Raw genomic sequence first — 24,575 nt, forward strand, 5'->3', positions numbered from 1 at the left:
TCAGCCCGGCTGGCTCTGCGGGCCGAGGTCCTCGACGACCGCGTTGACCAGCGTGCCGCCCGCGTCCTGGACGCTGCGCAGGTAGATGTTCTGGCGCGGGGTCTGGCCGTCGAACTCCCAGGTGCCGCGCGGGCTGTCGTCGATGACGCCGATGCCGCCGAGCGCGGTGGCCAGCGAGTCGCCGTCGAGCGCGGTGGCCGTGGCGAGCGCGCGGTCGAGCACGTTGGCCGCGTCCCAGGTCTGCACGGAGAACGTGCTGGGCGCCTCGCCGTTGGCCGCCGTGTAGGCCTCGACGAACGCGGTGTTGGCCGGGTTGTCGAGCTGGTCGGTGTAGTGCAGCGTCGTCTGGACCCCGAGCGCGGCCTGCCCCTGCTGCGCCAGCACGTTGCCCTCGGTGAGGAAGCCCGAGCCGTAGAGCGGGATCGACCCGGCGAGCCCGAACTGGGCGTACTGCTGCACGAACGTGATGGCCTCGGCGCCGGAGAAGAAGCAGAACGTCGCGCGCGCGCCGGAGCCCTGGATCGTGGAGAGGAACGGCTGGTAGTCCGACGTCGAGCCGAACGGCGGCTTGGCCTCGCCGGCGATCGTGCCGCCGCCCGCGGTGTAGGCGGCCTTGAAGCCCTCGATGACCTCGGTGCCCGCCGCGTAGTCGGGCGCGATGAGGAAGACGCCCTCGGCGAAGCCGGTCTCGGCGAGGTGCGTGCCCATCGCGGCCGCGATCTGGGCGTTGGTGAACGAGGTGCGCCAGATGTAGGGGGTGCGGTCGGGGCCGGTGAGGGCGCCCGCACCCGCGTTCGTGACGATCAGCAGCTTCTTGGACTCCGTCAGCAGGTCCTTGACGCCCAGCGCGGTGGCCGAGTTGACGAGGCCGACCACGACGTCGACGTTGTCCTGCTGGATCACCCGCTGCACCGCGGGGACACCGGTCTGCGGCGTCTCGCCCTCGTCGACGGCGATCGTCTCGACGGTGTAGTCGCCGAACTTGGAGCCGTTGGCGTCGAGCCAGAGGTTCCAGCCGCGCGTCATGTCCTCGCCGAGCGCGGCGTAGACCCCGGACTGCGGCACGACGAGGCCGACCTTGATCGTGCCCCCTCCCCCGCCCGCGGCGGGCGCGGAACCGCCGCCGCCGACGCTGCTGCCGCAGGCGGAGAGCACCGGCAGGGTCGCGGCGGCACCGAACAGACCCAGGAGGCGGCGGCGGGAGAGGGCGGGGTGCTCCATGTCGGGACTCCTCGGTGAGTGACCGGTGGTGGGACGTTCTACAGATGGGGAGCGAACCGGACGGATGGTGTAGTGCTGAACCGGGGTTGTCAACGCGCCCCGTGACGACCGGAGCAGGCCGCAACCCGATCGTGACGCTCTAGGCTGTCGCACGTGGACGTCCTCGACAACTACTCCGGTCACACCGATCCCGGCGGCCCCGCGGCGCGGCGCGAGCTCGACGCGCTGACGATCACGAAGCTGTCCGTGGGCCCGATGGACAACAACGCCTTCCTGCTGGTGTGCCGGGCCACCGGCGAGGCGCTGCTGCTCGACGCGGCCAACGACGCCGAACGGCTCGCCGATCTGATCGGCTCCGGCGCCACGCGGCCCGAGCTGCGCACGCTGGTCACCTCGCACCGCCACGCCGACCACTGGCAGGCGCTCGGGGCGGTCGCGGGCATGTTCCAGCCGCACCTGATCGCCCACCCGATCGACGCCCCCGAGCTGCCGATCCCGATGGACGAGCTCGTCGAGCACGGCGACGTCATCCGGTTCGGGCAGATCGAGCTGGAGGTCATCCACCTCCGCGGCCACACGCAGGGCTCGATCGCGCTGCTCTACCGCGGCAGCGACCACCCGCACCTGTTCAGCGCCGACTCGCTGTTCCCCGGCGGCCCCGGGCGCACCTGGTCCGAGCCCGACTTCTGGTCGCTCGTGGCCGACCTGGAGGCCCGCGTCTTCGACGTGCTGCCCGACGACACCTGGGTCTACCCCGGCCACGGCGACGACACGACGCTGGGCAAGGAGCGCCCGTCGATCCCGGACTGGAAGGCCCGGGGCTGGGTCGACGAGAGCTGAGCCGGGTCGACGGGAGCTGACCCGTCACCGGCCCGGGTAGCGCCGGGCCCAGGTCGTCGGCGGCTCCCCGAACAGGGCGGCGAAGTCGCGCGAGAGGTGGGCCTGGTCGGCGAACCCCAGGTCGGCGGCCAGCCCGGCCCAGTCGACGGCGTCGCCGGCCGCGAGCCGCTCGGTCACCTCGTGCAGCCGGTAGCGGCGGATCACCCACTTCGGCCCGACGCCGACGTGCTCGGCGAACAGCCGCTGCAGCGTCCGCACACCGACCCCGGTGGCGGCGGCGAGCCGGTCGACGCGGGTGAGGTCCCGGTCGGCCGCGACCAGCGCCACGGCGGCCTCCGCCTCCGCCGCGGCCGGCCCCGGACCGGACGCGGGCAGCGCGCCGCGCAGCCACCGCTCCACCGACGCGGCGTCCACCGGCTCGTCGGGCCCGCCGGCGAGCGCGGCGACGGCGGACGCGGGCAGCACCCGGTCGGTGACCGCGGAGACCGGCCCGCCCAGCACGGCCCGGAACACCCCCGGGCGGAACGCCGCGCCGACGACCCGGTCGCGCCCCTCCAGCACCCGGACGACGTGCCTGCTCGACACCCCGTGCACCTCCGGGGCCCGCCCGGGCCGCACCGTGACCTGCACCTGCGGGTACGGGACGATCTTCTGCCGGTACGGCGTGGCGTAGTCCCACTCGACCGCCCAGTACGCGGCGACGAACGGCGCCAGGTCGGGCGCGGGCACCGCGAACGCGTGGCGCTGGTGGCGCGTCCAGGCGCCGTCGAGCTCGCGGGGGTCGCGGTCCACGGCACCAGTGTGACCGCCCCCTCGGAGCCGCGAACGGCAACAGCTCGGCAACACCGTCGTCATCCGCGCTGCGCAGTCTTCCCTTTCACGTGATCGGGAAGGACCCTGTGCGGTTGTGGCCACTGTGAGTGCGGGACGGGTGCGGACGGCGGTGAGCGCGGTCGTCGCGTTCGCCCTGCTCGTCGGGCTGTGGGAGCTGGCCAAGGCGGTGCTGCCCGACGCGGGCGTGAGCATCGGGGGCACGCGCGTGCTGCCCCGCACCGACGACGCGGCGATGCCGCACGTGTGGACGGTGCTGGCGCGCCTGGGCGAGCCGGAGGTCGCGGGCGCCGCGGCGCAGCGGACGGTCGGCGAGGCCGTCGCCTCCGGGGCGCTGTTCACGCTCGGGCTGGCGCTGGGCGGGCTGCTCATCGGCGGGGTGCTGGGCGCCCTGCTGGCGCTGGGGATGGCCCGGTCGGGGCTGCTGGAGCGGGCGCTGCTGCCCTGGGTCGTGCTGTCGCAGACCGTGCCGCTCATCGCGATCGCCCCCCTCGTGGCCGGCTGGGGCGGGAAGATCGCGGTGTTCGGACAGCCCTGGCAGCCCTGGGCGTCGGTCATGGTGATCTCCTCGTACCTGGCCTTCTTCCCGATCGCCGTGGGCGCGCTGCGGGGGCTGACCTCGCCCCGGCGCGCCGACCTCGAGCTGTTCCGCGCGCTGGCCTGCGGCTGGTGGACGACGCTGCTGCGGCTGCGGCTCCCCGCCGCCGTGCCGCACCTCGTGCCCGCGGTGCGCCTCGCCGCGGCCGCGGCCGTGGTCGGCGCGATCGTCGCCGAGATCTCCACCGGCACCCGCGGCGGCGTCGGGCGGCTGATCATCGAGTACGCGCAGTCGGCCACCGGCGACCCGTCGCGGATGTACACCGCGATCCTGGGCGCCGCCGTGCTCGGGCTGGTCGCGGCGGGCGCCGTCGGCCTGCTCGACCTCGCGCTGCGCCGCTACCGCGGGAACGTCGCGTGAGCGCCCCGGACGCGCGGCCCGACACCGACCTGCCCGCCGTCGACCTCGTGGGCGTCGACAAGGTGTTCGGGCCGGTGCAGGCGCTGGAGGGCGTCGACCTGACGATCGGCGCGGGCGAGTTCGTGTCGCTGATCGGGCCGTCGGGGTGCGGGAAGTCGACGCTGCTGCGGGTCGTCGCCGACCTGGAGCAGCCGACGGCGGGCACCGTGCGGGTCGGCGGCAAGCCGGCCGCGCAGGCCCGCCTCGACCAGGACTACGGCATCGCGTTCCAGCAGGCCGGGCTGCTGGAGTGGCGCACGGTCGCGGAGAACGTCGAGCTGCCGCTGCAGGTGCACGGCGTCGCCAAGGCGGAGCGCCGGGCGCGGGCGGCGGAGCTGCTGGACATGGTGGGCCTGGCCGAGTTCGCGCGGTCGCGGCCCGGCGAGCTGTCGGGCGGGATGCAGCAGCGCGTGGCGATCGCCCGCGCGCTCGCGCCGCGGCCCTCGCTGCTGCTCATGGACGAGCCGTTCGGCGCCCTCGACGAGATGACGCGGGAGCGGATGCAGGCCGAGCTGCTGCGGATCGCGGGCGAGACCGGCGCCGCCGTGCTGTTCGTGACCCACTCGATCCCCGAGGCCGTGGTGCTGTCGGACCGGGTCGTCGTCATGTCGCCGCGGCCCGGGCGGATCACGGCGGTGGTCGCGGGGCGGCGCCCCGGCGCGAGCGGCGAGCTCGACCCCGACGACGTCGAGGACGTCCGCGAGTCGGCCGCGTTCTTCACCGCGATCACCGACGTCCGCGAGGCCCTGCGCAAGGGGCACGAGTGAGGGGGTACGCGCCGCCCCTGCTGTTCGGGGCCGGCGTGCTCGTCGCGTGGCAGGTGCTGGTCGTCGCGCTGGCCGTGCCGTCGTTCCTGCTGCCCGCGCCCACCGCCATCGCGGCCCAGCTCGCCGCGCAGGTCGGCGTCATCCTCCCCACGGCGTCGGTGACGGGCGGCAACGCGCTCGCCGGGCTCGTCGCCGGGTTCGTCCTCGGGGTGGCGCTGGCACTGCTGGCGGCGCGGTCGCGGCTGGTGCAGGAGCTCGCGACGCCCGTGGTCCTGGCCGCGAGCGCGGTGCCGATCGTCGCGCTCGCCCCGGTGTTCACGACGATGTTCGGCTCGACGACGGAGGTGCCGCGCCGGCTCGTCGTGACCGTCGTCGTCGTGGTGCCGGTGTTCGTGTCGACCGCGCGCGGGCTGCGCCAGGTGCAGCCGGTCCACGCCGACCTGATGACGGCGCTGGCCGCCACGCCCTGGCAGGCGTCGCGGTTCGTGCGGCTGCCCGGTGCGGTGCCCTACATCGTCACCGGCCTGCGCCTGGCCGCGCCGGCCGCGGTGATCGCCTCGATCGTCGCCGAGTACTTCGGCGGCCCGCAGAACGGTCTCGGCAGCCGCATCTCCTCGGCCGCGGCCAACACCGCGTACGCGCGGGCGTGGGCGTTCGTCGTCGCCTCGATCGTGCTGGGCCTGCTGTTCCACCTCGCCGGGGTGCTCCTCGAGCGCCTGGCCACCCGAAGCCCCCGTTAGCAAGGAGACGCTCGTGTCCGCTCGAAGGTTCCTGGCGGCGGCCGCCGCCGCACTCGCCCTCACGGCCTGCTCCACGGTGGCCGAGCCCGCGGCCCCGGCCGAGGGCGGGCTCACCCCGGTGAAGCTGCAGCTGCAGTGGTTCACGCAGGGCCAGTTCGCGGGCTACCTCGCCGCCGTCGACCAGGGCTTCTACGAGGCCCAGGGCCTCGACGTGGAGATCCTGGAGGGCGGGGTCGACATCGTCCCGCAGACGGTGCTGGCGCAGGGCCAGGCCGACTACGCCATCGCGTGGGTGCCCAAGGCGCTCGCGTCGCGGGAGCAGGGCGCCGGCATCACCGACGTCGCCCAGGTGTTCCAGCGCTCGGGCACCTACCAGGTGTCGTTCGCGGACGCCGGCATCGCCGCTCCCGCCGACCTGCGGGGCAAGCGCGTCGGCAACTGGGGCTTCGGCAACGAGTTCGAGCTGTTCGCGGGCATGACGGCGGCCGGCATCGCCCCCGCCGCCGACGTGACGCTGGTGCAGCAGCAGTTCGACATGGAGGCCCTGCTCTCCCGGGAGATCGACGCCGCGCAGGCCATGTCCTATAACGAGTACGCGCAGGTGCTGGAGGCGACGAACCCCGCCACCGGTGCGCTCTACCAGCCGTCGGACTTCTCGGTGATCAACTGGGAGGACCAGGGCACCGCGATGCTGCAGGACGCGATCTGGGCCAACACCGAGCGCCTGGCCGACCCCACCTACCAGGACACGACGACGAAGTTCATCGCCGCGTCGCTGCAGGGCTGGGCGTACTGCCGCGACAACGTCGAGTCGTGCCGCGACATCGTCGTGGCCGCCGGGTCGACGCTCGGCGCGAGCCACCAGCTGTGGCAGATCAACGAGGTCAACAAGCTGATCTGGCCGGCCCCCGCCGGCGCCGGCACCATCGACGAGGCCGCCTGGGCGCGCACCGTCGGCGTCGCGCGCACCGCGGTCAACGCCGACGGGCAGACGGTCATCACCGCCGACCCGGACGCCGACGCCTACACCAACACCTACGTCGAGCAGGCGCTGGAGCTGCTGCGGGCCGAGGGCGTCGACGTCGAGGGCACCTCGTACGCGCCGATGGAGGTCACGCTGAACCCGGGCGGTAGCTGAGCCGGGCGCCGTCGCAAGATCGTCACACTCGAACGCGCGGCGTTCACCCACTGATCGCTACAGTGGGTGAACGCCGGTGGGGCCGGTCGTGGCTCCCGGCTGTCCGCCCGGGTGTGGGGCCGGGTGTGGGGCGGGGTACAGGGAAGGCATGAGCCGGCGCCACCTCGGATACGTGCTGCGGACGGGCGTGGTCCTGCTCTCCGCCGCGGTGCTCGCCACCACCGGCTACGGCTGGTCGGTCCTGCGGGAGGTCACGGACACCCTCGTCACGAGCGAGGCGCTCGGCGAGCGCGAGCCCGCCGGGCTGGACGCGGAGTTCACGGCGCTGCTCGTCGGGATCGACTCCCGCACCGACGCCGCGGGCAACCCCCTGCCGCCCGAGGTCCTCGCCGAGCTCCGCGCCGGCGTCGACGAGGGCCAGTTCAACACCGACACGATCATCCTGCTGCACGTCCCGGCCGGCCCGGACGCGCGCGCGTCGGCGGTGTCCATACCGCGCGACTCGTTCGTCGAGATCGCGGGCGACCTGGGCGAGCACAAGATCAACGCGGCGTACCGGCGCGGGATGTCGGCCGCCGAGGACGAGCTGACGGCCCGCGGGCTGAGCGGCGCCGCGCTGGAGCGCGGCACGCGGGAGGCCGGGCGGCGCACGCTCGTCGAGACCGTCGAGGAGCTCACCGGCGCCACGGTCGACCACTTCGCCGAGGTCAACCTCGCCGGGTTCGTCGAGATCACCGAGGCGATCGGCGGCGTCCCGGTCTGCCTGAACAACCCCGTCCGCGAGGAGCGCTCGGGCGTCGACCTGCCGGCGGGGCCGCAGGTCGTCAGCGGCGGCGACGCGCTCGCGTTCGTCCGCCAGCGCCGTGACCTGCCCGACGGCGACCTCGACCGCGTCACGCGCCAGCAGGCCTTCCTGGCCGGGCTCGCGCGCACCGCGCTCGGGTCCGGGGCGCTCGCCGACCCGGTGCGCGTCGAGCGGCTCGTCGGCGCCGTCACCCGCTACGTGGTGCTCGACCGCGGCTGGGACCTCGACCGGCTCGTCGCCCAGCTGCGCCGCGCCTCGGGCGGCGACATCGAGTTCCGCACCATCCCGACCGGGCGCCCCGACCTGCGCACCCCCGTCGACGGGGTGGCGGTGGAGGTCGACCCCGAGGCGGTCCGCGCGTTCACGACCGGGGTGTTCGAGCTCGACTCCGTGCGCGAGCGGCTGGCCGCACCGCTGACCGACGACGCCGGCGCCGCGCCCACCACCGTCCGCGGCACGGCGGTGCCGCTGTGGCCCCCGACGACGACCCCGTCACCGTCGCCGAGCCCGTCACCGAGCCCGTCGCCCGGCCCGGCCCCGGCTCCGGACCCGGTCGTCGCGGCCACCACCACCGAACGCCCGATCACCGCGGCCACGGTGCCCTGCGTCGACTGATCGCGGACGCCCGGCAGACTGTCGCCGTGGTCGACTCCTTCCCGCGCCGCCAGGCCCGCACCCGCCGCTTCACCCTCGGTGCGCCGCGCAGCCTGACCGTCTCCCCCGACGGCTCGCGCGTGGTGTTCCTGCGCAGCCGCGGCGGCACCGACCCGGTCACCTGCCTGTGGGTCCTCGACGTCGCGAGCGGGCGCGAGCACCTCGTCGCCGACGCCCGGCTGCTCGGCGAGGACGGCGACCTGCCGCCCGAGGAGCGGGCGCGGCGCGAGCGCAGCCGCGAGCAGGCCGGCGGCATCGTCGGGTACGCCACCGACCGCGCGGTCACGACGGCCGCGTTCAGCCTCGCGGGGCAGCTGCACGTCGCCGACCTGGCCGGGGGCGCCCCGCCGCGGCACCTGCCCTCCCCCGGCGGCGTCATCGACCCGCACCCGGATCCGCTCGGGCGCCGCGTCGCCTACGTCAGCGCGGGCGCGCTGCACGTCCACGACCTCGCCTCCGGGGCGACGACGACCGTCGCCCAGCCCGACGGCCCCGACGTCACCCACGGCCTCGCCGACTTCGTCGCGGCCGAGGAGATGGGCCGGATGCGCGGGTTCTGGTGGGCCCCCGACGGCGACAGGCTCGCCGTCGCGCGCGTCGACACCTCCCCGGTGCAGCGCTGGCACATCGCCGACCCGGAGAACCCCGGGCGCACCCCGGCCGTCGTCGCCTACCCCGCGGCGGGCACCCCGAACGCGCTGGTCGGGCTGGACGTGGTCGCGCTCGACGGCACCCGCGTCCCGGTCTCGCACGGCGACGACGAGTACCTCGTCCGCGTCACGTGGGGCGTGCACGGGCTGCTCGTCACCACCGCGCCGCGCGACCAGACCGCCCTGCGCACGCTGCGCGTCGACCCCCGCACGGGTGCGGCCACCACCGTGCACGAGCAGACCGACCCGGCCTGGGTCGACGTCGTCCCCGGCGTGCCCGCGCACACGGCGTCCGGCGCGCTCGTCACCGTGGAGGCCCGCGACGGCGCGCACCGGCTCGTCGTCGACGGGCAGGCGGTGACGCCGCCCGCGGTGCAGGTGCGCGAGGTCGTCGACGTCGACGAGGACGTCGTGCTGTTCCGCGCGAGCACCGACCCGGTGTCGGTGGGGCTGTGGACGTGGGACCGCGACGGCCTCGTGGAGGTCGCGACCACCCCGGGCGTGCACGCGGGGCGGCGCGCGGGCGGCACGACCGTCGTCACGAGCGGTGACCTGCGGTCCGACGGCGCCCGCACCGTCGTGCGCCGCGGCGAGGTCGAGCGGACGGTCACCTCGCTCGCCGAGGCCCCGGGCCTGGAGTCCGCCGTCGCGCTGTTCGAGGTGGGCGAGCGCGGGCTGCGCACCGCGGTGCTGCTCCCCTCCTGGCACACGCCCGGCACGAAGCTGCCGGTCCTCATGGACCCCTACGGCGGCCCGCACGCCCAGCGCGTCACGGCGCTGCGCGCGGCCCACCTCACCAGCCAGTGGTTCGCCGACCAGGGGTTCGCCGTCGTCGTCGTCGACGGGCGGGGCACGCCGGGGCGCGGGCCGGAGTTCGAGAAGGCCGTGCACGGCGACCTCGCGTCGCCCGTGCTGGAGGACCAGGTCGACGCCCTGCACGCCGTCGCGGCCTCGCTGCCCGACCTCGACCTCACCCGCGTCGGCATCCGCGGCTGGTCCTTCGGCGGCTACCTCGCCGCGCTGGCCGTGCTGCGCCGCCCCGACGTCTTCCACGCCGCGGTCGCCGGCGCCCCCGTCACCGACTGGGGCCTCTACGACACCCACTACACCGAGCGCTACCTCGGGCACCCGGCGCAGCACCCGGACGCCTACGCGCACTCCTCGCTGATCGCCGACGCCCCCTCGCTGGCGCGGCCGCTGCTGCTCGTGCACGGCCTCGCCGACGACAACGTGGTGGCCGCGCACACGCTGCGGCTCTCGTCGGCGCTGCTCGCGGCGGGGCGCCCGCACAGCGTCCTGCCGCTGTCCGGGGTCACTCACATGACGCCCCAGGAGGTCGTCGCGGAGAACCTCCTGCTCCTGCAGGTGCAGTTCCTCCGAACGGCTCTCGGACTGCCGCCGCAGGGCGCAGCGTCGTCAGGACCGAGTGGTCCAGCCGACTGACCGTAACGGGCGATACCGCCCCTCCGATGAGTCCCCGAGTGCTACACAGCGTAGGCAGTGCGGGAGGATCCGGGCGTGCGGGACCAGCGGCGAGACGACCCCGAGTCGACGACGAGCTTCGTCGCCGGCCGGCCGAAGATCGACACGGCCACCGACAAGATGCCGGCGCGGCGCGAGGGCCCGGTGCCACCGGTCCCGCCGGCCCGCCGGGCCCCCCGCGCGGGGCGCCCGGTCGTGCCACCCCCGGCCGCTCCGGTCGACGCGACGGTGGCCGGCCCGCTGGTGCCCGGAGCGCCGTCGGTGCCCGTCGTCCCGGTCGTCACCGCCGCCGCCGCGCTCACGGCCGCGGTGCCGCAGGTCGTCGCCGCTCCGGCGCCGGTGTCGCCGGTGCCCCTGGCCCGTCCCGGCGGTCCCGGCGGTCGTCCGCCCGCCCCGCGCACCGGCACCGGTCCGGTGGGACGGCCCCTGCGGCCCGAACCCCTGCGGCCCGAGGGACTGCGCCCCGAGCCCGTGCGCCCCGAGCCCCTGCGGCCCGAGCCGGTCCGGGCCGCCTCCCTGCCCGAGCCGCCCGTCCGGCGTCCGGCGCCGGAGATCCCGTCGCAGCGCACCCGGCCGCCGGCGCCCGCGCCGCGCCGCCGCCGGCGGCGGCTGCAGCCGGTCGTGCTCGCGGCCGCCGCCGTCGCGGCGGCCGGCGGGGTCACGTGGGGGGTGCTCTCGGTCGGCGCGCCCGATCGGGAGCCCGCGCCGGTCTTCGGGGTGCCGGTGGTGTTCCAGCACGCCACCGCGCTCGACGAGGCGGGAGCGCGCTACCGCGACTTCGTCGTCGCCGAGGCCGACGCGCTGCGCGAGAGCACGGCCGACCTCGTCGCCGCCGTGCGGGCCGGGCGCGTCGCCGTCGCGCAGGACCGCTACCCGGCCGCGCGGACGCACTGGGAGCGCATCCAGGTCGCCACCGAGGCCGTCACCGGCCCCGACGGCGAGGAGCTCGGACCCGCGATCGACGGGCAGGGGGTCGGCATGGACCCGGGCGAGACGTTCACCGGGTTCCACCGCCTCGAGCGCGACCTGTGGGTCGACGGCCTGCAGCCCGACACCCGGCAGGTGGCCGACGACCTGCTCGCCGACGTCACCGCACTGGCCCAGGGCGCGGTCGCGCTCGAGCTGGGCGGGCCGGACCTGTGCGGCAGCGCCAAGGAGCTCGTCGACTTCGCCGTCGTCACCACGCTCTCCGGGCGCGAGAACCGCTTCGCCGGCACCGACATGTCCGACCTCGCGGCGCGCGTCGAGGGCTCGGAGGCCGCGGTCGAGGCGCTGCGGCCGCTGCTCACCGACGTCGACCCCGCGCTGCTCACGGAGCTGGACCGCCGGTTCGCCGAGACCTACGCCGTCCTGGACCGCTACCGCACCGGCGGCGGGTTCCGGCCCTACACCGACATGACCGCGGCCGACCTCAAGGCCGTCGCCGACGTCCTCGACGCGCTGGGCGAACCGGTCAGCCACGTCGGCGGGGCGGTGCTCGTCTGATGCCGCGCATGAACCGCCGCACCCTGTTCGGCATCGCCGGCGCCGGGGCCGCCGCCGCCGCGGGCGCCGGGGCCGTGCTCGCCGCCGAGCACGTCCTGCCCGCCTCCGTCGGGGGCGGGCCCGACGACGTCGTCCCGTTCCGCGGGGCGCGCCAGGCCGGGATCACCACCGCCGCGCAGGACCACCTGTACTTCGTCGCCCTCGACGTCACCACCACCGACCGCGCCGAGCTCGTCGACCTGCTGCAGCGCTGGACGCTCGCGGCCGAGCGGCTCACCACGGGCGCGGAGGTCGCCGTCGACGGGGCCATCGGCGGGCACCCCGAGGCGCCGCCGCAGGACACCGGCGAGGCGCTCGGCCTGCCGCCGGCCCGGCTCACGCTCACGTTCGGCGTCGGCCCGAGCCTGTTCACGCGCGACGGCGTCGACCGCTTCGGCATCGCCGACCGCCGCCCGCCGAAGCTGATCGACCTGCCCCTGTTCGCCGGCGACGCCATCGAGCCCGGCCGCAGCAACGGCGACCTGTGCATCCAGGCCTGCGCCGACGACCCGCAGGTCGCGGTGCACGCCGTCCGCAACCTGATCCGGATGGGCTTCGGCACCACGGCCGTCCGGTGGGCGCAGATGGGCTACGGGCGCACGTCGTCGACGGTGGTCGGGCAGGCGACGCCGCGCAACATGTTCGGCTTCAAGGACGGCACCTCCAACATCACCGCCGAGGACACCGCCGGCCTCGCCCGCCACGTCTGGGCGGCCGCGGAGGACGGCGCCGACTGGATGACGGGCGGCAGCTACCTCGTCGCCCGCCGCATCCGGATGGCGATCGAGCCGTGGGACCGCACCTCGCTGCTCGAGCAGGAGGAGATCGTCGGGCGGCACAAGGGCAGCGGTGCCGCCCTGGGTGCCACCGACGAGTTCGCCGAGGTCGACTTCTCCGCCACCCGACCCGACGGCTCCGGCCCGCTGGTCGGCATGGACTCGCACGTGCGCCTCGCCCACTCCTCCACCCTGGGCGGGGTGCGGATCCTGCGCCGCGGCTACAACTTCATCGACGGCACCGACGCCGAGGGCCACCTCGACGCCGGCCTGTTCTTCATCGCCTTCGTCCGCGACCCCGGCGCGCAGTTCGTGCCGATGCAGCAGGCGCTGTCGACGAAGGACATCATGATGGAGTACCTGGTGCACACGAGCTCGGCGCTGTTCGCCTGCCCGCCGGGTGTGGGCACGGGCGACCACTGGGGCCGCACGCTCTTCGGCAACCCCGCCTAGCGGTCCGCACCCGCGGCACCGGGACGCCACCCCGTTTGTCCCGGCGCCCGGGTCGGGCGCACCATGTCGCCCGTGGACGTCGACTGGGCCGCGTGGCTGACCGGGCTGGGGATCGCCGCCGCGGTCTGGGGCGTGCTGTGCGTCGTCATGGTGCTGCTGGCCAGCAGGCTGCCGCCGGGTCTGCTCCGCGACATCGCGGAGTTCCTGCCCGCCTGCGTCACGACCGCCCGGCGGCTGCGCCGCTCCCCCGCGGTCCCGCGGCGCGCGAAGGTGGCCCTGCTGGTGGCGATCATCTGGGTGGTGTCGCCGATCGACCTGCTGCCGGAGTTCCTGCCGGTGATCGGGCCGCTCGACGACGTCGTCGCCGTGGTGCTCCTGCTGCGCTACGCCGCGCGCTCGATCCCGCGCGACCAGCTCGTCGCGGCCTGGCCCGCCGAGCTCCGCCTGCTCGAAAGGCTGCTGGACGGCCGCCGCCGACCCGACCGCGACCCGGAGCCCCGGTAGCGGGTCGCGGCCCGACCTGGTTCCCTCGGGGGTGACGCAGGTGACGTCGGGAGGTGGTGGGGGTGGACCAGGGCACGCTGCAGGCCTCGCCCACGCGGTGGATCTGCGAGCCCTGCGGGTTCGTCTACGACCCCGCCGAGGGCGACCCGGACAGCGGCATCGAACCGGGCACGCCCTTCGAGGACATCCCCGACGACTGGATGTGCCCCATCTGCGGTGCCACCAAGGCGGACTTCCGCGAGCTGGAGCCGGGAGAGTTCCCGGAGGACTGAGGACCACGGTCATGATCACCGGATACGCCCACTTCGCACAGCTGGCCGAGTCGCTGCAGTGGGACGAGAAGGCCATCGACTTCTCGGCGGACCGCGAGGCCTGGCCGCGGCTGACCGGGGCGGAGAACGCGCGGGTGCTCGGGCTGGTCGCCGGGTTCGTCATCGCCGAGACCTCGGTGTCCGGGCAGCTCGGCGCCTACGAGGCGGCGGCGCCCGACGAGTCGATGGCGGCGGTCTTCCAGGCCCAGGCCCGGGACGAGGCGCGCCACGCCCGCTTCTTCGACCGCGTCTCCGCCGAGGTCGCCTGCGTCCCCGGCGAGCTGCCCGCGCAGCGGCGGGACGCGCTGCGCGCCCACGTCGGCGACGAGCTGGTCGACCTGTTCGAGCACCGCCTGCCGGCCACCGCACGGCGGCTCGCCGAGGACCACGCGGGCCTGACGGCCGCGGTCGGCCTCTACCACATGGTGATCGAGGGCGTGGTCCTGCTGGCGGGGCAGCACGCGATGCTCGACGCGCTCGAGGGCCTGTCGGTCGGGCTGCCGGGGGTGCGCAAGGGGATGGAGCTGGTGCTGCGCGACGAGCGCTGGCACATCGGGTTCGGGTCGCGCGTCGTGCAGAGCGCGGCGATCGGCCGGGAGGAGGCCGACGCGCTGCTCGAGCAGGGCGAGACGGCCGCCAAGGTCTGGGGGGACCTCATCACCACCGAGGCCATCGAGACCGCAGTGCGCCAGCACCGGCGCCGGCTCAAGGCCGCCGGCATCAAGTTCTGGTGACCGCGGCCCGCTGACCGATCTCGTCGCGCCACATCGAGGCCTTGGTGCGGTGCCCCGCCGCCACGACGACGTCCCGCTCGTCGAGCAGCTGCTCGAACGCCGTGGCGGTGGCCAGCACCTCCCGGGGCCAGCAGCGGGTGGAGAGCTCGAGCAGCTCCCGGCCGCTCGGGTACCGGAAGTGCTCCAGGTCGGCCCGGTGCAGGCCCAGCCGGTCGGCCCCGACCTTGACCCGGCGGACCACCAGGGGCCCGTGCACCCCCAGCCGGCGCAGGTGCCCCTCGTCCACGCACCCGTGCGCGGCGCGGCGCGCCCACGCGGACTGGTCCGCGGTGAGCAGCTCCCGGGACCGGGCCGCGCCGGCGATCACGTCGGCCGCCGCCGCCGCGTCGACCTCCCGCCGGACCTCGACGTCCTGCCACAGCGCCCCCGGCACGACGTCGACCTCCACGCGCACCCCGCGCGGGAACGCCCGCCGGCGGGCGTCGCCGCTGCGGCAGGTGGACACCGACAGGTCGAAGCGGCCGCGGGCCCGGCGCCGCAGGCGGACCTCCACCCCGGCCTCCAGCAGGTCCAGGGCCGGGGTGTCGAGCAGGTACGTCTGGCGCACGCTCCACGTCGGCGCGCACCGCCCGGTCAGCGCCTCGGCGGCCGGTCCGGCCGGGGGCACGAGCAGTGCCTTCAGCTCGACGCTGTCGGCGTGCGCGCACCGGGCGCTGAGCCGCGCCAGCGCCTCGGGTGATCCGAACCTCCGCACGAGCCCCCCTGCGTGGACGGTCCGGCCGGCGTCCGCGTCGACGTCGGCCCCGTCGCACTATAGGACCGCGACCGGCTCCCGGACACCGCCTCGGCGGGCCGGATCCACGCCGTCCCGGGGCCGCCGGGACGGCGATCCACATCGACCGCCGCTCCCCCCTTGCCGATCTCGGACCCGCTCCGTAGGGTCGAATGTGGCTCAGCACACACTTCCGATGGCCGTTCTCGACAGCGCCGCGGACCCGTGTCCTGCCGCCCCAGTGGTCGACATCATCGGCAGACGGCCGAGTGACCCCGTGGCGGCACCCCTGTGCCCGGCTGCGCGGTGCTCGGCTGCGCACGCATGGAGGCGCACGTGGGAGTGCCCGTGAGCGGGTCCGGGATCGCCGGGAGCACCCGGTTCCCCGTCCGACGAGCCTCCTCCGCCGACGATCCCCGACCCGCCACGGCCCTCCGGCCGTGGACGACCGACGAGGAGGGGAGGACCCAGGTGGTGGCGACGCTGCCGTGGGCAGGACGGACGTTCGTGACGAGGAGGTACGGCAGATGACGACGACAGACGATCCCTCGGGCAAGCTGGCCGACGGCCTGCACCGGCAGAACGCGACCGGCCTGGGCCGGTTGCTCGGCTCCGGCGGCGTCGGGCACGCCGAGGAGGGGCCCGACGGCACCATGACCGCCACCGTCCGGATCCCCGAGGACGAGCTCTGCTTCGAGCCCGGGACCCTCATCCTGCCCCACGGCGGGAACCTCGAGCTCACGCTCATCAACGACGACAAGAACACCCACTGCGCGGTGCTGCCGCACAACGGGGACCCCAAGATCATCTGGTTGGTGAACCACTCGAAGGGCACGGCCTCGCTCAACCTGGACGGCCCGGGCACCTACTACTACGGGTCCACGACCGGGAACGACGAGGGCCGCGGCCTGACCGGCGCCATCGTCATCGGCGGGGAAGTACCGGACCACGCCAAGCTCGACCGCCCGCCGCAGCCGCGCCCGTGAGATGAGGAGCAGACCATGACCGACTACGTCGACGCGGGCGCCGCGATCCCGCAGATGCAGCTCAGCGCCATCAAGGGCAGTGCGCCCGCCACGGGCAACGTGGACCACGACCGCATCCTGCGCGCCCGCACGGAGCCGGAGAACTGGCTCACCTACTACGGCACCTTCGACGGTCAGCGCTACAGCGAGCTCGACCAGATCAGCAAGGACAACGTCCGGCGCCTGTCCCCCGCGTGGGTGTTCCAGGCCGGTTCGACGGGCATGCAGGCCGGCGCCTCGACCTACTCGTTCGAGGCCTGCCCGATCGTCGTCGAAGGGGTCATGTACGTCTCCGGCCCCGACGGCCGGTGCTGGGCGCTGGACGCGAAGACCGGTGCGGAGCTCTGGCGGTACAAGCACGCCTCGCCCTACGACGTCTCGCTGTGCTGCGGCAACGTCAACCGCGGGGTGGCCGTCGGGCACGGGAAGGTCTACATGGCCACCCTCAACGCCCACGTGATCGCCCTCGACGCCACCACCGGCGAGAAGGTCTGGGACACCACCGCCGGTGACGTGCGGGCCGGGGAGAGCCGCACCGTGGCGCCGCTGCTCGTGAAGGACATGGTCATCGTCGGCAGCTCGGGCGGCGAGTTCGGCACCCGCGGGTGCCTCGACGCCTTCGACGCCGACACCGGGGAGCGCCGCTGGCGGCGCTACATGATCCCGAAGCCGGGTGAGCCCGGTTCCGAGACCTGGCCCGACGACGGCGAGGCGTGGCAGCGCGGCGGGGCGAACTGCTGGGTCACCCCGACCTACGACCCGGAGCTGGAGCTGCTGTTCCCGGGCACCGGCAACCCGGCGCCCGACTTCGACGGCGGGGTCCGCCCGGGCGACAACCTCTACACCGACAGCGTCGTCGCGGTGGACGTGAACACCGGCGAGATCCGGTGGCACTACCAGTTCACCCCGCACGACCTGTGGGACTACGACTCCACGATGGAGAACCTGCTGTTCGACGCGCCCGACGGCCGCAAGCTGATGGCGCACGCGGACAAGAACGGGTACTTCTTCGTCCTGGACCGCACCAACGGCGAGCTGGTGCGGGTCTTCCCCTTCGTCGACCGGATCACCTGGGGCGAGATCAGCCCCGACGGCAAGGTCACGCCCAAGCTGTACCCGGACGAGGAGGGCGTCCCGGTGCACTTCTGGCCGGGGCCGGCCGGCGGCAAGGAGTGGACGCACATGTCCTACAGCCCCCAGACGGGGCTGGTGTACATCCCGGTGCAGGAGGTCGGGGCCACCGCGACCCGGCGGCGCCGCGAGTTCAAGGAGAGCATCCCGTACTGGGGCGCGGGCGTCGCCGTGGACCTCGAGGACTTCTACGGCTTCGTGAGCGCCGTCGACCCGCTGACCGGCGAGGAGAAGTGGCGCTGGCGCTACGAGTACCCGATGACGGCCTCGACGCTGGTCACGGCGGGCGGGCTGGTCTTCGTGGGCCTTGCGACGGGTGAGTTCATCGCCCTCGACGCGGCGACCGGGGAGAAGCTGTGGCAGTTCCAGTGCGGCAGCGGCCACCACAGCAGCCCCAGCACGTACAGCATCGACGGCCGGCAGTACGTCGCGGTGCCGACCGGGTTCGGCGGGTGGGTCGAGGGCTTCACGCCCGGGCTGCTCGGCGCCGCGTCGGGCGACTCGCTGTTCGTCTTCGCGCTGCCCGAGGACTAGGTCCGCACCCCGCACGACACGCAGGAGGGAGGTGACGGCACATGGAGCGTCTCGCCGAGTGGGAGGCGCCCGACTTCGACGAAGTCGGGTGTGCGCCCGAGGTGACGATGTACATCGCTCGCTCGGAGGACTGAGGCCGACGGCCTGAGGACGACGACGGCGGACGACGGACGGGGAGGGGCGCCGGGACACGGGTTCCGGCGCCCCTCCCCGGCGTCGAGGACGGGGGCGCGAATGCGGGTGCGGGTGCTGGGATCGGCGGCGGGAGGGGGCTACCCGCAGTGGAACTGCAGCTGCCCGACGTGCCGGGCGGTCCGCGAGGGCACCCGGCCGGCCCGGGCGCGCACGCAGTCCTCGATCGCCGTGAGCCCGGACGGCGAGCGGTGGTTCCTGGTCAACGCCTCCCCCGACGTCCGGGCGCAGGTCGAGGCGTTCCCGCGCCTGCACCCCGGCGCCGGCCGGGCCACGCCGCTGGAGGCGGTGCTGCTCACCGACGCCGAGCTCGACCACACCCTGGGGCTGCTCCTGCTGCGGGAGGGACGTGGGATCGAGCTGCACGCCACCGCGGCGACGCACGCGACGCTGACCGCGGGCACCGGCGTGCTGACCACCCTGGAGCGCTACTGCCCCGTCGGGTGGACCCCCGTCGTCCCGGGGAAGGAGGTGTCGCTGGGCGGCATCTCCTACCAGGCGTTCGACGCCCCCACCGGCAAGCACGACCGCTTCGGCGGGGGCACCGGCGAGGGGCGGGTCGTGGGCTACCGGTTCACCGACGAGGCCACCGGGGCCGCGGCGGTCTACCTGCCGGGCGTGCAGGAGCTCACGCCGGCCGTGCTCGCCGAGCTCGAGGGCGTCGACTGCCTGCTCGTCGACGGCACCTGCTGGCACGACGACGAGATGATCCGCCTCGGCCTGGCCGCGAAGACGGCCCACGGCATGGGGCACCTCGCCGTCGGCGGCCCCGGGGGCAGCCTCGAGCAGCTGGCCGGGCTGCCGATCGCCCGCCGGATCTACGTCCACATCAACAACACCAACCCGATGCTGCTCGAGGACTCGCCGGAACGGCGCCACGTCGAGCGGTGCGGGATGGAAGTGGCCCACGACGGTCTCGAGGTGGAGGTCCCCGCACGATGACGGACACGATGACGGACACGGACGCGATGACGACGGGAGCGCCCCCCGAGGTCGACGCCCTCGTCGAGCGGCTGCGCGCGCACTCGCAGAGCTACCACAGCGCGCACCCGTTCCACCTGCGGATGAACGAGGGCCTGCTCGCTCCCGCCCAGATCCGCGGGTGGGTGGCCAACCGCTACTACTACCAGGAGATGATCCCGCGCAAGGACGCCGCGATCCTCGCCAACTGCCCGGACCCGGCGGTGCGCCGGCGCTGGATCCGCCGCATCACCGACCACGACGGCACCGCGGACGGCGAGGGCGGCATCGAGGCGTGGCTGCGCCTCGGCGAGGCCTGCGGGCTGCGGCGCGAGGAGATCGCCGACCACCGCCACCTCGTGCCGGGCGTGCGGTTCGCGGTGGACGCCTACGTCACGTTCGCCCGGACGCGGCCCTGGGTGGAGGCGGTCGCGTCGTCGCTGACCGAGCTGTTCGCGCCGGACCTGATGGCCGAGCGCCTCCGGGCGTTCGAGCAGCGCTACACCTGGATCGCACCGGAGGGCCTGGCCTACTTCCGCAACCGCCTGGAGCAGGCGCCCCGCGACTCCGAGCACGCCCTGGAGGTGGTGCTGCGGTACTGCCGGACCCTGCAGGACCAGGACGCGGCGGTGGCCGCGCTGTCGTTCAAGTGCGACGTCCTGTGGTCGATGATGGACGCGATCGACCAGGCGTACGGGGACCGGTCCCGTGCCGGGTGACGTCCCGCCGTCGGGCCGCCCGGCGCTGGCGCGCCACGTCCGGATGCGGTTCGACCCGACCCGCGAGCGGCACGTGCTGCTGGGCCCGGAGTCGGTGATCGTGCTCAACCCGACCGGCGCCGACATCCTCGGCCTGTGCGACGGGCGGCGGACCGTGTCCGACGTCGCCGCGGCGCTGCGGGTCCGCTACGAGCGGGTGGTGGACGACGAGGTGACGGCGTTCCTCGCCCGGCTCGTCACGAAGCGATGTGTGGAGATCAGTGATGGATAGGCCCTTCGGACTGCTGGCCGAGCTCACCTACCGCTGCCCGCTGGCCTGCGCCTACTGCTCGAACCCGCTCGAGCTCGCCGCCTACGACGACGAGCTGGGCACCGCCGAGTGGCAGCGCGTGTTCACCGAGGCCGCCGCGATGGGGGTGCTGCAGTGCCACCTCTCCGGCGGCGAGCCGCTGCTGCGCCGCGACCTCGTCGAGCTGGTGCGCACGGCCGCGGACCTCGGCATGTACACGAACCTGGTGACCAGTGCGATCGGGCTCTCGCGCGGCCGCGCGGAGGAGCTGAAGGAGGCCGGGCTCGACCACGTGCAGGTCAGCGTGCAGGCCGACGAGCCCGCCACCTCCGACCGCATCGCCGGCATCCCGTCGTTCGAGCGCAAGCTCCGGGCGGCCGCCGTGGTGAAGGAGCTCGGCTGGCCGCTGACGGTCAACGTGGTGGTGCACCGGCAGAACATCGACCGCCTCGCCGAGATCATCGCGCTGGTCGAGGAGCTCGACGCCGACCGCGTCGAGCTGGCCAACACCCAGTACTACGGCTGGGCGTGGCGCAACCGGGCGGCGCTGCTGCCCAGCCGCGCCCAGCTCGCCGCCGCCGAGGACGTCGTCCGCGCCGCGCGCGAGCGCCTGGCGGGCCGGATGGAGGTCCTGCACGTGCTGGCCGACTACTACAGCGCGTACCCCAAGCCCTGCATGGGCGGGTGGGCCGCGCGCCAGCTGACCGTGGCCCCCAACGGCGACGCGCTGCCCTGCCCGGCGGCGCAGACCCTGCCGCTGCCGCGGGCCAGCGTGCGGGAGGAGTCCCTGCAGCGGATCTGGGACGACGCCCCGGTGTTCACCGCGTTCCGCGGCACCGGCTGGATGAGCGACCCCTGCCGGACCTGCGACCGCCGCGAGATCGACTTCGGCGGGTGCCGCTGCCAGGCGTTCCAGCTCACCGGCGACGCCGCCCGCACCGATCCGGTGTGCCACCTCTCGCCCGACCACGCCCTCGTGGCCGACGCCGTCGAGGCGGCCAACGCGGGAGGCCGACGGCACGAGGAGGTGCTCGTCCCGCGTCCGCACCGCGCCTGAGTGCGGGGGACGGTGGGTGGGGCTAGTCGACCTCGATCGGGGGTCCCCCGAGCACGACGAAGCTCAGGACCCAGTAGGCGACGTACAGCGCGAGCAGGACGAAGCCGTGCCACCGCTGCAACCGCCCGGTCCACAGGAAGTACGCCGCGAGACCGGTCACCGCGATGAGCGCGGTCAGGTGCCAGGTGAGCACGTCCGGACCGACGACGATCGCGCCGCCCGCGAGGATGATGACGCCGAGCTTCCCGGTCACCGAGAAGACGACGCTCCCGATGACGTTGCCGATCCCGACCTCCGGCGCGCCCCTCCGGATGGGCTCCACCGTCAGGAAGACGTCCTCCAGGGTCAGGACGGCGGTGACGATCGTGGCGCCGAAGAGCGTGCCCTCGATCCCGTAGGCCTCCAGGATCCCCTCGACGCCGATGCCCGTGGTCGCCGCGCCGACGACGAGACCGGTGAGCGCGAGCAGCGCCAGCGCCAGCCCGGCCCAGCCGGGGAGCCTGCGCGCCTCGGCGAAGGGCATCTCGTCGGCGAACGACGTCCCCGGCGCCTGCTCCCCCTCCGCCGGGTCCCCCTCCGCCCGGTCCTCCCGCCCGCCGCCGGTCTCCACCATCCCCGCGTAGATCTCGGCGTTGCGGAAGACCGGGATCGCCCGCTGGGACTCCCGGACCGCGACGTAGGTGATGAACAGCACGAACAGGGCGACGAGCACGACGCCGTCGACGAGGGTCAGCGGCGCCGTCAGCGTGAACACGATCATCACCAGCGGTGCTCCGGCCAGCAGCGCCACGTAGTCGCGCGGGATCTGCAGCCGCACCGGGGTGAGGATCGCGGCGATCGCGAGCACGACCCCGGTCAGCGAGATCGCCGTGCCGAAGACCGTGCCCAGCGCGACGCCGCTGAGGTCCTCGAGGTTCAGCGCGACCCCGAGGAAGATGTCGTCGAACTCGATGCCCGTGAAGACGATCGCGAGCAGGAACAGCGAGACCCGCAGGCCGCTCGCGGCCCCCACGAGGTAGCCGATCAGCTTCTCGGCGCTGAACACCAGCAGCGTCGCGCCGGAGATGAACACGAACACGGAGGTCATGCGACTTCCCCCTCGCACCGGCCGCACTGCCGACATCGTGCGGTTCCCCGCAACCGCGCCCCGATGGTCGCAAACCGGCGTCGTCGCCCGCTAGTGCCGAAGCACCGCGCGTTCCCGGGATCGCTCCCGGCACCCCGTCAGCCGGTCTGGCAGGCTGTCGTCCGCGCACCCCACCAACGAGAGGACCACCGTGGCCCAGCAGAAGCCCGAGGTCGACCCGCACGACGGCCCGGCGCCCGCCGACCTGCTCGTCACCGACCTCGTCGTCGGCGACGGCGCCGAGGCCCGCGCGGGCCAGAACGTCGAGGTGCACTACGTCGGCGTCGCGCACAGCAGCGGCGAGGAGTTCGACGCCTCCTGGAACCGCGGCTCCGCGTTCCGCTTCCCCCTCGGCGCCGGCCGCGTCATCGCGGGCTGGGACCAGGGCGTCGTCGGCATGAAGGTCGGCGGACGCCGCCGGCTCGTCATCCCGCCGCACATGGGCTACGGCGACCGCGGCGCCGGCGGCGCGATCAAGAGCGGCGAGACGCTGATCTTCGTGGTCGACCTGCTCGGCGTCTCCTGATCGGACCGGGGCCCTGCACCTCCTGATCCTCAGCGACACCCACCTCCCGGCGCGGGCGCGCGACCTGCCCGCGCCGGTGTGGGACGCCGTCGACGCCGCGGACGTGGTGATCCACGCCGGCGACTGGATCTCCGTGGCCGCCCTCGACGCGCTGGAGGCCCGCGCGCGGCGGCTCGTCGGCGTCCACGGCAACAACGACGGCGACGCCCTCCGCGCCCGGCTCCCCGAGGTGGCCCGCGCCGAGCTCGGCGGGGTCCGGTTCGCCGTCGTGCACGAGACCGGCTCGTCGAAGGGCCGGGAGAAGCGCTGCTCCACCGCCTACCCCGACGCCGACGTGCTCGTGTTCGGGCACAGCCACATCCCCTGGGACTCCACGACGGCGTCCGGGCTGCGGCTGCTCAACCCCGGCTCCCCCACCGACCGGCGCCGGCAGCCGACGCACACCTGGATGACGGCCGAGGTCGACGGTGGCATCCTCGGCGCGGTGACCCTGCACCACCTGGAGACCCCGCACCGCGTGGAGCGCTGACGGTGGCGAAGGAGAAGGCGCCGAAGGAGACCCGCGAGGGCGTCGAGCTTAGCAGCCTCGACGGCCCTCTGTTCGACGGCTCCGGCGCCACCAAGCGCGACCTCGTCGACTACCTCGACGCCGTCTCCGCCCGGATCCTGCCCGGGCTCGCCGGGCGCGCGCTGTCGGTGGTGCGCGTGCGGCCGGGGCAGGAGCCGTTCATGCAGAAGAACGTCCCGAAGTACGCGCCCGACTGGATCGCCACCACGGCGGCGTGGGCGCACGCCTCGCAGCGCGAGGTCCACTACGCCCTGTGCGACGACCGCCGCACCCTGCTGTGGTTCGCCAACCAGCGCGCGGTCGAGTACCACCCGACGCTCATGCGGGCCGGGGACACCGTCGCGACGCAGCTCGTGATCGACCTCGACCCCCCGGTCGACGACGACTTCGCGCACGTCGTGGCCGCCGCCGCGCTCGTGCGGCGGGCGCTGGCCGACTCCGGGCTCGCGGGCGCGCTGAAGACGAGCGGTGCGAAGGGCGTGCACGTCGTCGTGCCGCTGGAGCCGTCCGCCGTCGACGACGCCGCCGCGGCCACCCGCGCGCTGGCCGCCCGGGCCGCGGCCCTCGACCCCGCCGTCGCGACCACCGCGTACATCAAGGAGGACCGGGAGGGGAAGGTCTTCGTCGACTCCACCCGGGCCGGGGGCGCCACGATCGTCGCGGCCTACAGCCCGCGCGTGCGGCCCGGGGCGCCCGTGTCGTTCCCGGTGGCCTGGGACGACCTCGCGGGCGTCCACCCCACCGACTTCACGATCCGCACCGCCCCCGGGCTGCTCGGCGACGCCGACCCGTGGGCCGCCGCGCTGCCCGCGCCGCAGGCGCTGCCCGCCGACCTCGTCGAGCAGGGCCACACCATCCCGGTCGCCCGCGTGGCCGCCATGCACGAGGGCAAGCGGCGGGCGCGGGCGCGCCGGCAGTGATGCGAGGATGAGGCCATGATCACCGAGATCGCCGACTTCGCCGTCCTCCCCGACAAGCAGGAGCAGTTCGCCGACGCCGTGCGCGAGGGCCTCGCGCTCGCCGCGCAGAGCCCCGGGTTCCGCGGCGCCCGCCTCACCCGCAGCATCGAGACGCCCACCCGGTTCGTGCTGTTCATCGAGTGGGACAGCGTCGAGGCGCACACCGTCGGCTTCCGCGAGTCCGAGCTGTTCCCGCAGTGGCGCGCGATCGTCGGCCCCTTCTTCGACGGCCCGCCGACGGTCGAGCACGTCGAGGAGCTCGTCGCGCATCCCGGGGACTGAGAGGCGGC

General features: G+C 74.7%; 27 protein-coding genes. 23 read left to right on the plus strand and 4 right to left on the minus strand.

Annotation, left to right across the window (positions count from 1 at the left end):
- The gene (locus HOP40_RS27865; protein ID WP_172164135.1) at positions 1-1,221 is read right to left on the minus strand and encodes an ABC transporter substrate-binding protein; all 1,221 of its coding nucleotides are present in this window, start codon (positions 1,219-1,221) and stop codon (positions 1-3) included.
- A 153-nt stretch (positions 1,222-1,374) separates the two neighbouring features.
- On the opposite strand from HOP40_RS27865, the gene HOP40_RS27870 reads away from it, so the two are divergent.
- Positions 1,375-2,061: an MBL fold metallo-hydrolase gene (locus HOP40_RS27870; RefSeq protein WP_172164138.1), complete on the plus strand. Its 687-nt coding sequence runs from the start codon at positions 1,375-1,377 to the stop codon at positions 2,059-2,061.
- 24 nt (positions 2,062-2,085) lie between these two features.
- Here HOP40_RS27870 and HOP40_RS27875 read toward each other — a convergent pair whose 3' ends face one another.
- A complete protein-coding gene (locus tag HOP40_RS27875; protein ID WP_240157313.1) occupies positions 2,086-2,853 on the minus strand; it encodes an AraC family transcriptional regulator in 768 nt (255 codons plus the stop codon).
- 115 nt (positions 2,854-2,968) lie between these two features.
- On the opposite strand from HOP40_RS27875, the gene HOP40_RS27880 reads away from it, so the two are divergent.
- The 11 genes from HOP40_RS27880 to HOP40_RS27930 all read left to right on the plus strand — a co-directional run bounded on the left by HOP40_RS27880 (position 2,969) and on the right by HOP40_RS27930 (position 14,427).
- On the plus strand, positions 2,969-3,850 hold the full coding sequence (locus HOP40_RS27880) for an ABC transporter permease (protein ID WP_205346951.1): 882 nt from the start codon (positions 2,969-2,971) through the stop codon (positions 3,848-3,850).
- Positions 3,847-4,656 (plus strand): ABC transporter ATP-binding protein, encoded by an 810-nt coding sequence (locus HOP40_RS27885; RefSeq protein WP_172164144.1) that lies wholly within the window; start codon positions 3,847-3,849, stop codon positions 4,654-4,656. The genes HOP40_RS27880 and HOP40_RS27885 overlap by 4 nt, the downstream gene beginning before the upstream one ends.
- Positions 4,653-5,396, plus strand: a complete 744-nt coding sequence (locus tag HOP40_RS27890) for an ABC transporter permease (protein ID WP_172164147.1) — start codon at positions 4,653-4,655, stop codon at positions 5,394-5,396. The genes HOP40_RS27885 and HOP40_RS27890 overlap by 4 nt, the downstream gene beginning before the upstream one ends.
- A 13-nt stretch (positions 5,397-5,409) precedes the next feature.
- Positions 5,410-6,534, plus strand: coding sequence for an ABC transporter substrate-binding protein (locus HOP40_RS27895; RefSeq protein ID WP_172164150.1), 1,125 nt, complete (start codon positions 5,410-5,412; stop codon positions 6,532-6,534).
- Between the two features lie 148 nt (positions 6,535-6,682).
- Complete coding sequence (locus tag HOP40_RS27900; RefSeq protein ID WP_172164153.1) at positions 6,683-7,954, plus strand: LCP family protein; 1,272 nt, start codon at positions 6,683-6,685, stop codon at positions 7,952-7,954.
- 26 nt (positions 7,955-7,980) lie between these two features.
- The gene (locus HOP40_RS27905; protein ID WP_172164156.1) at positions 7,981-10,086 is read left to right on the plus strand and encodes a S9 family peptidase; all 2,106 of its coding nucleotides are present in this window, start codon (positions 7,981-7,983) and stop codon (positions 10,084-10,086) included.
- Between the two features lie 75 nt (positions 10,087-10,161).
- Positions 10,162-11,610 carry an EfeM/EfeO family lipoprotein gene (locus tag HOP40_RS27910; RefSeq protein ID WP_172164159.1) on the plus strand — a complete coding sequence of 483 codons (1,449 nt, stop codon included), beginning with the start codon at positions 10,162-10,164 and terminating at the stop codon, positions 11,608-11,610.
- The gene (gene efeB / locus HOP40_RS27915) at positions 11,610-12,878 is read left to right on the plus strand and encodes an iron uptake transporter deferrochelatase/peroxidase subunit (RefSeq protein ID WP_172164162.1); all 1,269 of its coding nucleotides are present in this window, start codon (positions 11,610-11,612) and stop codon (positions 12,876-12,878) included. The genes HOP40_RS27910 and efeB overlap by 1 nt, the downstream gene beginning before the upstream one ends.
- 72 nt (positions 12,879-12,950) lie before the next feature.
- Complete coding sequence (locus HOP40_RS27920; protein ID WP_240157314.1) at positions 12,951-13,382, plus strand: YkvA family protein; 432 nt, start codon at positions 12,951-12,953, stop codon at positions 13,380-13,382.
- A 62-nt stretch (positions 13,383-13,444) separates the two neighbouring features.
- A complete protein-coding gene (gene rd, locus HOP40_RS27925; RefSeq protein ID WP_338053038.1) occupies positions 13,445-13,654 on the plus strand; it encodes a rubredoxin in 210 nt (69 codons plus the stop codon).
- An 11-nt stretch (positions 13,655-13,665) separates the two neighbouring features.
- Entirely contained in the window at positions 13,666-14,427 is a 762-nt protein-coding gene (locus HOP40_RS27930; RefSeq protein ID WP_172164168.1) for a ribonucleotide-diphosphate reductase subunit beta, read from the plus strand.
- On the opposite strand, the gene HOP40_RS27935 is transcribed toward HOP40_RS27930, so the two are convergent.
- Positions 14,414-15,181, minus strand: a complete 768-nt coding sequence (locus HOP40_RS27935; RefSeq protein ID WP_172164170.1) for a hypothetical protein — start codon at positions 15,179-15,181, stop codon at positions 14,414-14,416. The two genes, HOP40_RS27930 and HOP40_RS27935, sit on opposite strands and share 14 nt — an antisense overlap.
- Before the next feature lie 545 nt (positions 15,182-15,726).
- Between HOP40_RS27935 and HOP40_RS27940 the strand changes: the two genes are divergently transcribed.
- The 7 genes from HOP40_RS27940 to pqqE all read left to right on the plus strand — a co-directional run bounded on the left by HOP40_RS27940 (position 15,727) and on the right by pqqE (position 21,106).
- Positions 15,727-16,185, plus strand: coding sequence for an MSMEG_3727 family PQQ-associated protein (locus HOP40_RS27940; RefSeq protein ID WP_172164173.1), 459 nt, complete (start codon positions 15,727-15,729; stop codon positions 16,183-16,185).
- A 15-nt stretch (positions 16,186-16,200) separates the two neighbouring features.
- Entirely contained in the window at positions 16,201-17,889 is a 1,689-nt protein-coding gene (locus tag HOP40_RS27945; RefSeq protein ID WP_172164176.1) for a PQQ-dependent dehydrogenase, methanol/ethanol family, read from the plus strand.
- A 41-nt stretch (positions 17,890-17,930) separates the two neighbouring features.
- Complete coding sequence (pqqA, locus tag HOP40_RS27950; protein WP_172164179.1) at positions 17,931-18,023, plus strand: pyrroloquinoline quinone precursor peptide PqqA; 93 nt, start codon at positions 17,931-17,933, stop codon at positions 18,021-18,023.
- A 100-nt stretch (positions 18,024-18,123) separates the two neighbouring features.
- Positions 18,124-19,023 (plus strand): pyrroloquinoline quinone biosynthesis protein PqqB, encoded by a 900-nt coding sequence (pqqB, locus tag HOP40_RS27955; protein WP_172164182.1) that lies wholly within the window; start codon positions 18,124-18,126, stop codon positions 19,021-19,023.
- 8 nt (positions 19,024-19,031) lie between these two features.
- Entirely contained in the window at positions 19,032-19,760 is a 729-nt protein-coding gene (pqqC, locus tag HOP40_RS27960) for a pyrroloquinoline-quinone synthase PqqC (protein ID WP_172164185.1), read from the plus strand.
- Positions 19,750-20,031, plus strand: coding sequence for a pyrroloquinoline quinone biosynthesis peptide chaperone PqqD (pqqD, locus tag HOP40_RS27965; RefSeq protein ID WP_240157315.1), 282 nt, complete (start codon positions 19,750-19,752; stop codon positions 20,029-20,031). The genes pqqC and pqqD overlap by 11 nt, the downstream gene beginning before the upstream one ends.
- The gene (gene pqqE, locus HOP40_RS27970; RefSeq protein WP_172164188.1) at positions 20,024-21,106 is read left to right on the plus strand and encodes a pyrroloquinoline quinone biosynthesis protein PqqE; all 1,083 of its coding nucleotides are present in this window, start codon (positions 20,024-20,026) and stop codon (positions 21,104-21,106) included. Before pqqD ends, pqqE begins: the two co-directional genes overlap by 8 nt.
- 22 nt (positions 21,107-21,128) lie before the next feature.
- Here pqqE and HOP40_RS27975 read toward each other — a convergent pair whose 3' ends face one another.
- Positions 21,129-22,193, minus strand: coding sequence for a sodium:calcium antiporter (locus HOP40_RS27975; protein ID WP_172164191.1), 1,065 nt, complete (start codon positions 22,191-22,193; stop codon positions 21,129-21,131).
- A gap of 190 nt (positions 22,194-22,383) precedes the next feature.
- Between HOP40_RS27975 and HOP40_RS27980 the strand changes: the two genes are divergently transcribed.
- The 4 genes from HOP40_RS27980 to HOP40_RS27995 are packed head-to-tail and all read left to right on the plus strand — an operon-like array spanning position 22,384 to position 24,567.
- Positions 22,384-22,758, plus strand: coding sequence for an FKBP-type peptidyl-prolyl cis-trans isomerase (locus HOP40_RS27980; protein WP_172164194.1), 375 nt, complete (start codon positions 22,384-22,386; stop codon positions 22,756-22,758).
- A 13-nt stretch (positions 22,759-22,771) separates the two neighbouring features.
- On the plus strand, positions 22,772-23,287 hold the full coding sequence (locus HOP40_RS27985; protein ID WP_172169352.1) for a metallophosphoesterase family protein: 516 nt from the start codon (positions 22,772-22,774) through the stop codon (positions 23,285-23,287).
- A gap of 2 nt (positions 23,288-23,289) precedes the next feature.
- Entirely contained in the window at positions 23,290-24,246 is a 957-nt protein-coding gene (locus HOP40_RS27990; RefSeq protein WP_172164197.1) for a DNA polymerase domain-containing protein, read from the plus strand.
- A 15-nt stretch (positions 24,247-24,261) separates the two neighbouring features.
- A complete protein-coding gene (locus HOP40_RS27995) occupies positions 24,262-24,567 on the plus strand; it encodes an antibiotic biosynthesis monooxygenase family protein (RefSeq protein WP_172164200.1) in 306 nt (101 codons plus the stop codon).
- The last annotated feature ends 8 nt before the right edge of the window (positions 24,568-24,575 follow it).

The sequence above is a fragment of the Pseudonocardia broussonetiae genome (assembly GCF_013155125.1).
GTDB classification, from domain to species: domain Bacteria; phylum Actinomycetota; class Actinomycetes; order Mycobacteriales; family Pseudonocardiaceae; genus Pseudonocardia; species Pseudonocardia broussonetiae.

Coding starts and splice junctions, on each gene's coding strand:
- HOP40_RS27865 (WP_172164135.1), bottom strand. CDS start 1,221: ATGGAGCACCCCGCCCTCTCCCGCCGCCGCCTCCTGGGTCTGTTCGGT.
- HOP40_RS27900 (WP_172164153.1), top strand. CDS start 6,683: ATGAGCCGGCGCCACCTCGGATACGTGCTGCGGACGGGCGTGGTCCTG.
- efeB (WP_172164162.1), top strand. CDS start 11,610: ATGCCGCGCATGAACCGCCGCACCCTGTTCGGCATCGCCGGCGCCGGG.
- HOP40_RS27930 (WP_172164168.1), top strand. CDS start 13,666: ATGATCACCGGATACGCCCACTTCGCACAGCTGGCCGAGTCGCTGCAG.
- HOP40_RS27940 (WP_172164173.1), top strand. CDS start 15,727: ATGACGACGACAGACGATCCCTCGGGCAAGCTGGCCGACGGCCTGCAC.
- HOP40_RS27945 (WP_172164176.1), top strand. CDS start 16,201: ATGACCGACTACGTCGACGCGGGCGCCGCGATCCCGCAGATGCAGCTC.
- pqqA (WP_172164179.1), top strand. CDS start 17,931: ATGGAGCGTCTCGCCGAGTGGGAGGCGCCCGACTTCGACGAAGTCGGG.
- pqqB (WP_172164182.1), top strand. CDS start 18,124: ATGCGGGTGCGGGTGCTGGGATCGGCGGCGGGAGGGGGCTACCCGCAG.
- pqqC (WP_172164185.1), top strand. CDS start 19,032: ATGACGGACACGGACGCGATGACGACGGGAGCGCCCCCCGAGGTCGAC.
- pqqE (WP_172164188.1), top strand. CDS start 20,024: ATGGATAGGCCCTTCGGACTGCTGGCCGAGCTCACCTACCGCTGCCCG.
- HOP40_RS27975 (WP_172164191.1), bottom strand. CDS start 22,193: ATGACCTCCGTGTTCGTGTTCATCTCCGGCGCGACGCTGCTGGTGTTC.
- HOP40_RS27995 (WP_172164200.1), top strand. CDS start 24,262: ATGATCACCGAGATCGCCGACTTCGCCGTCCTCCCCGACAAGCAGGAG.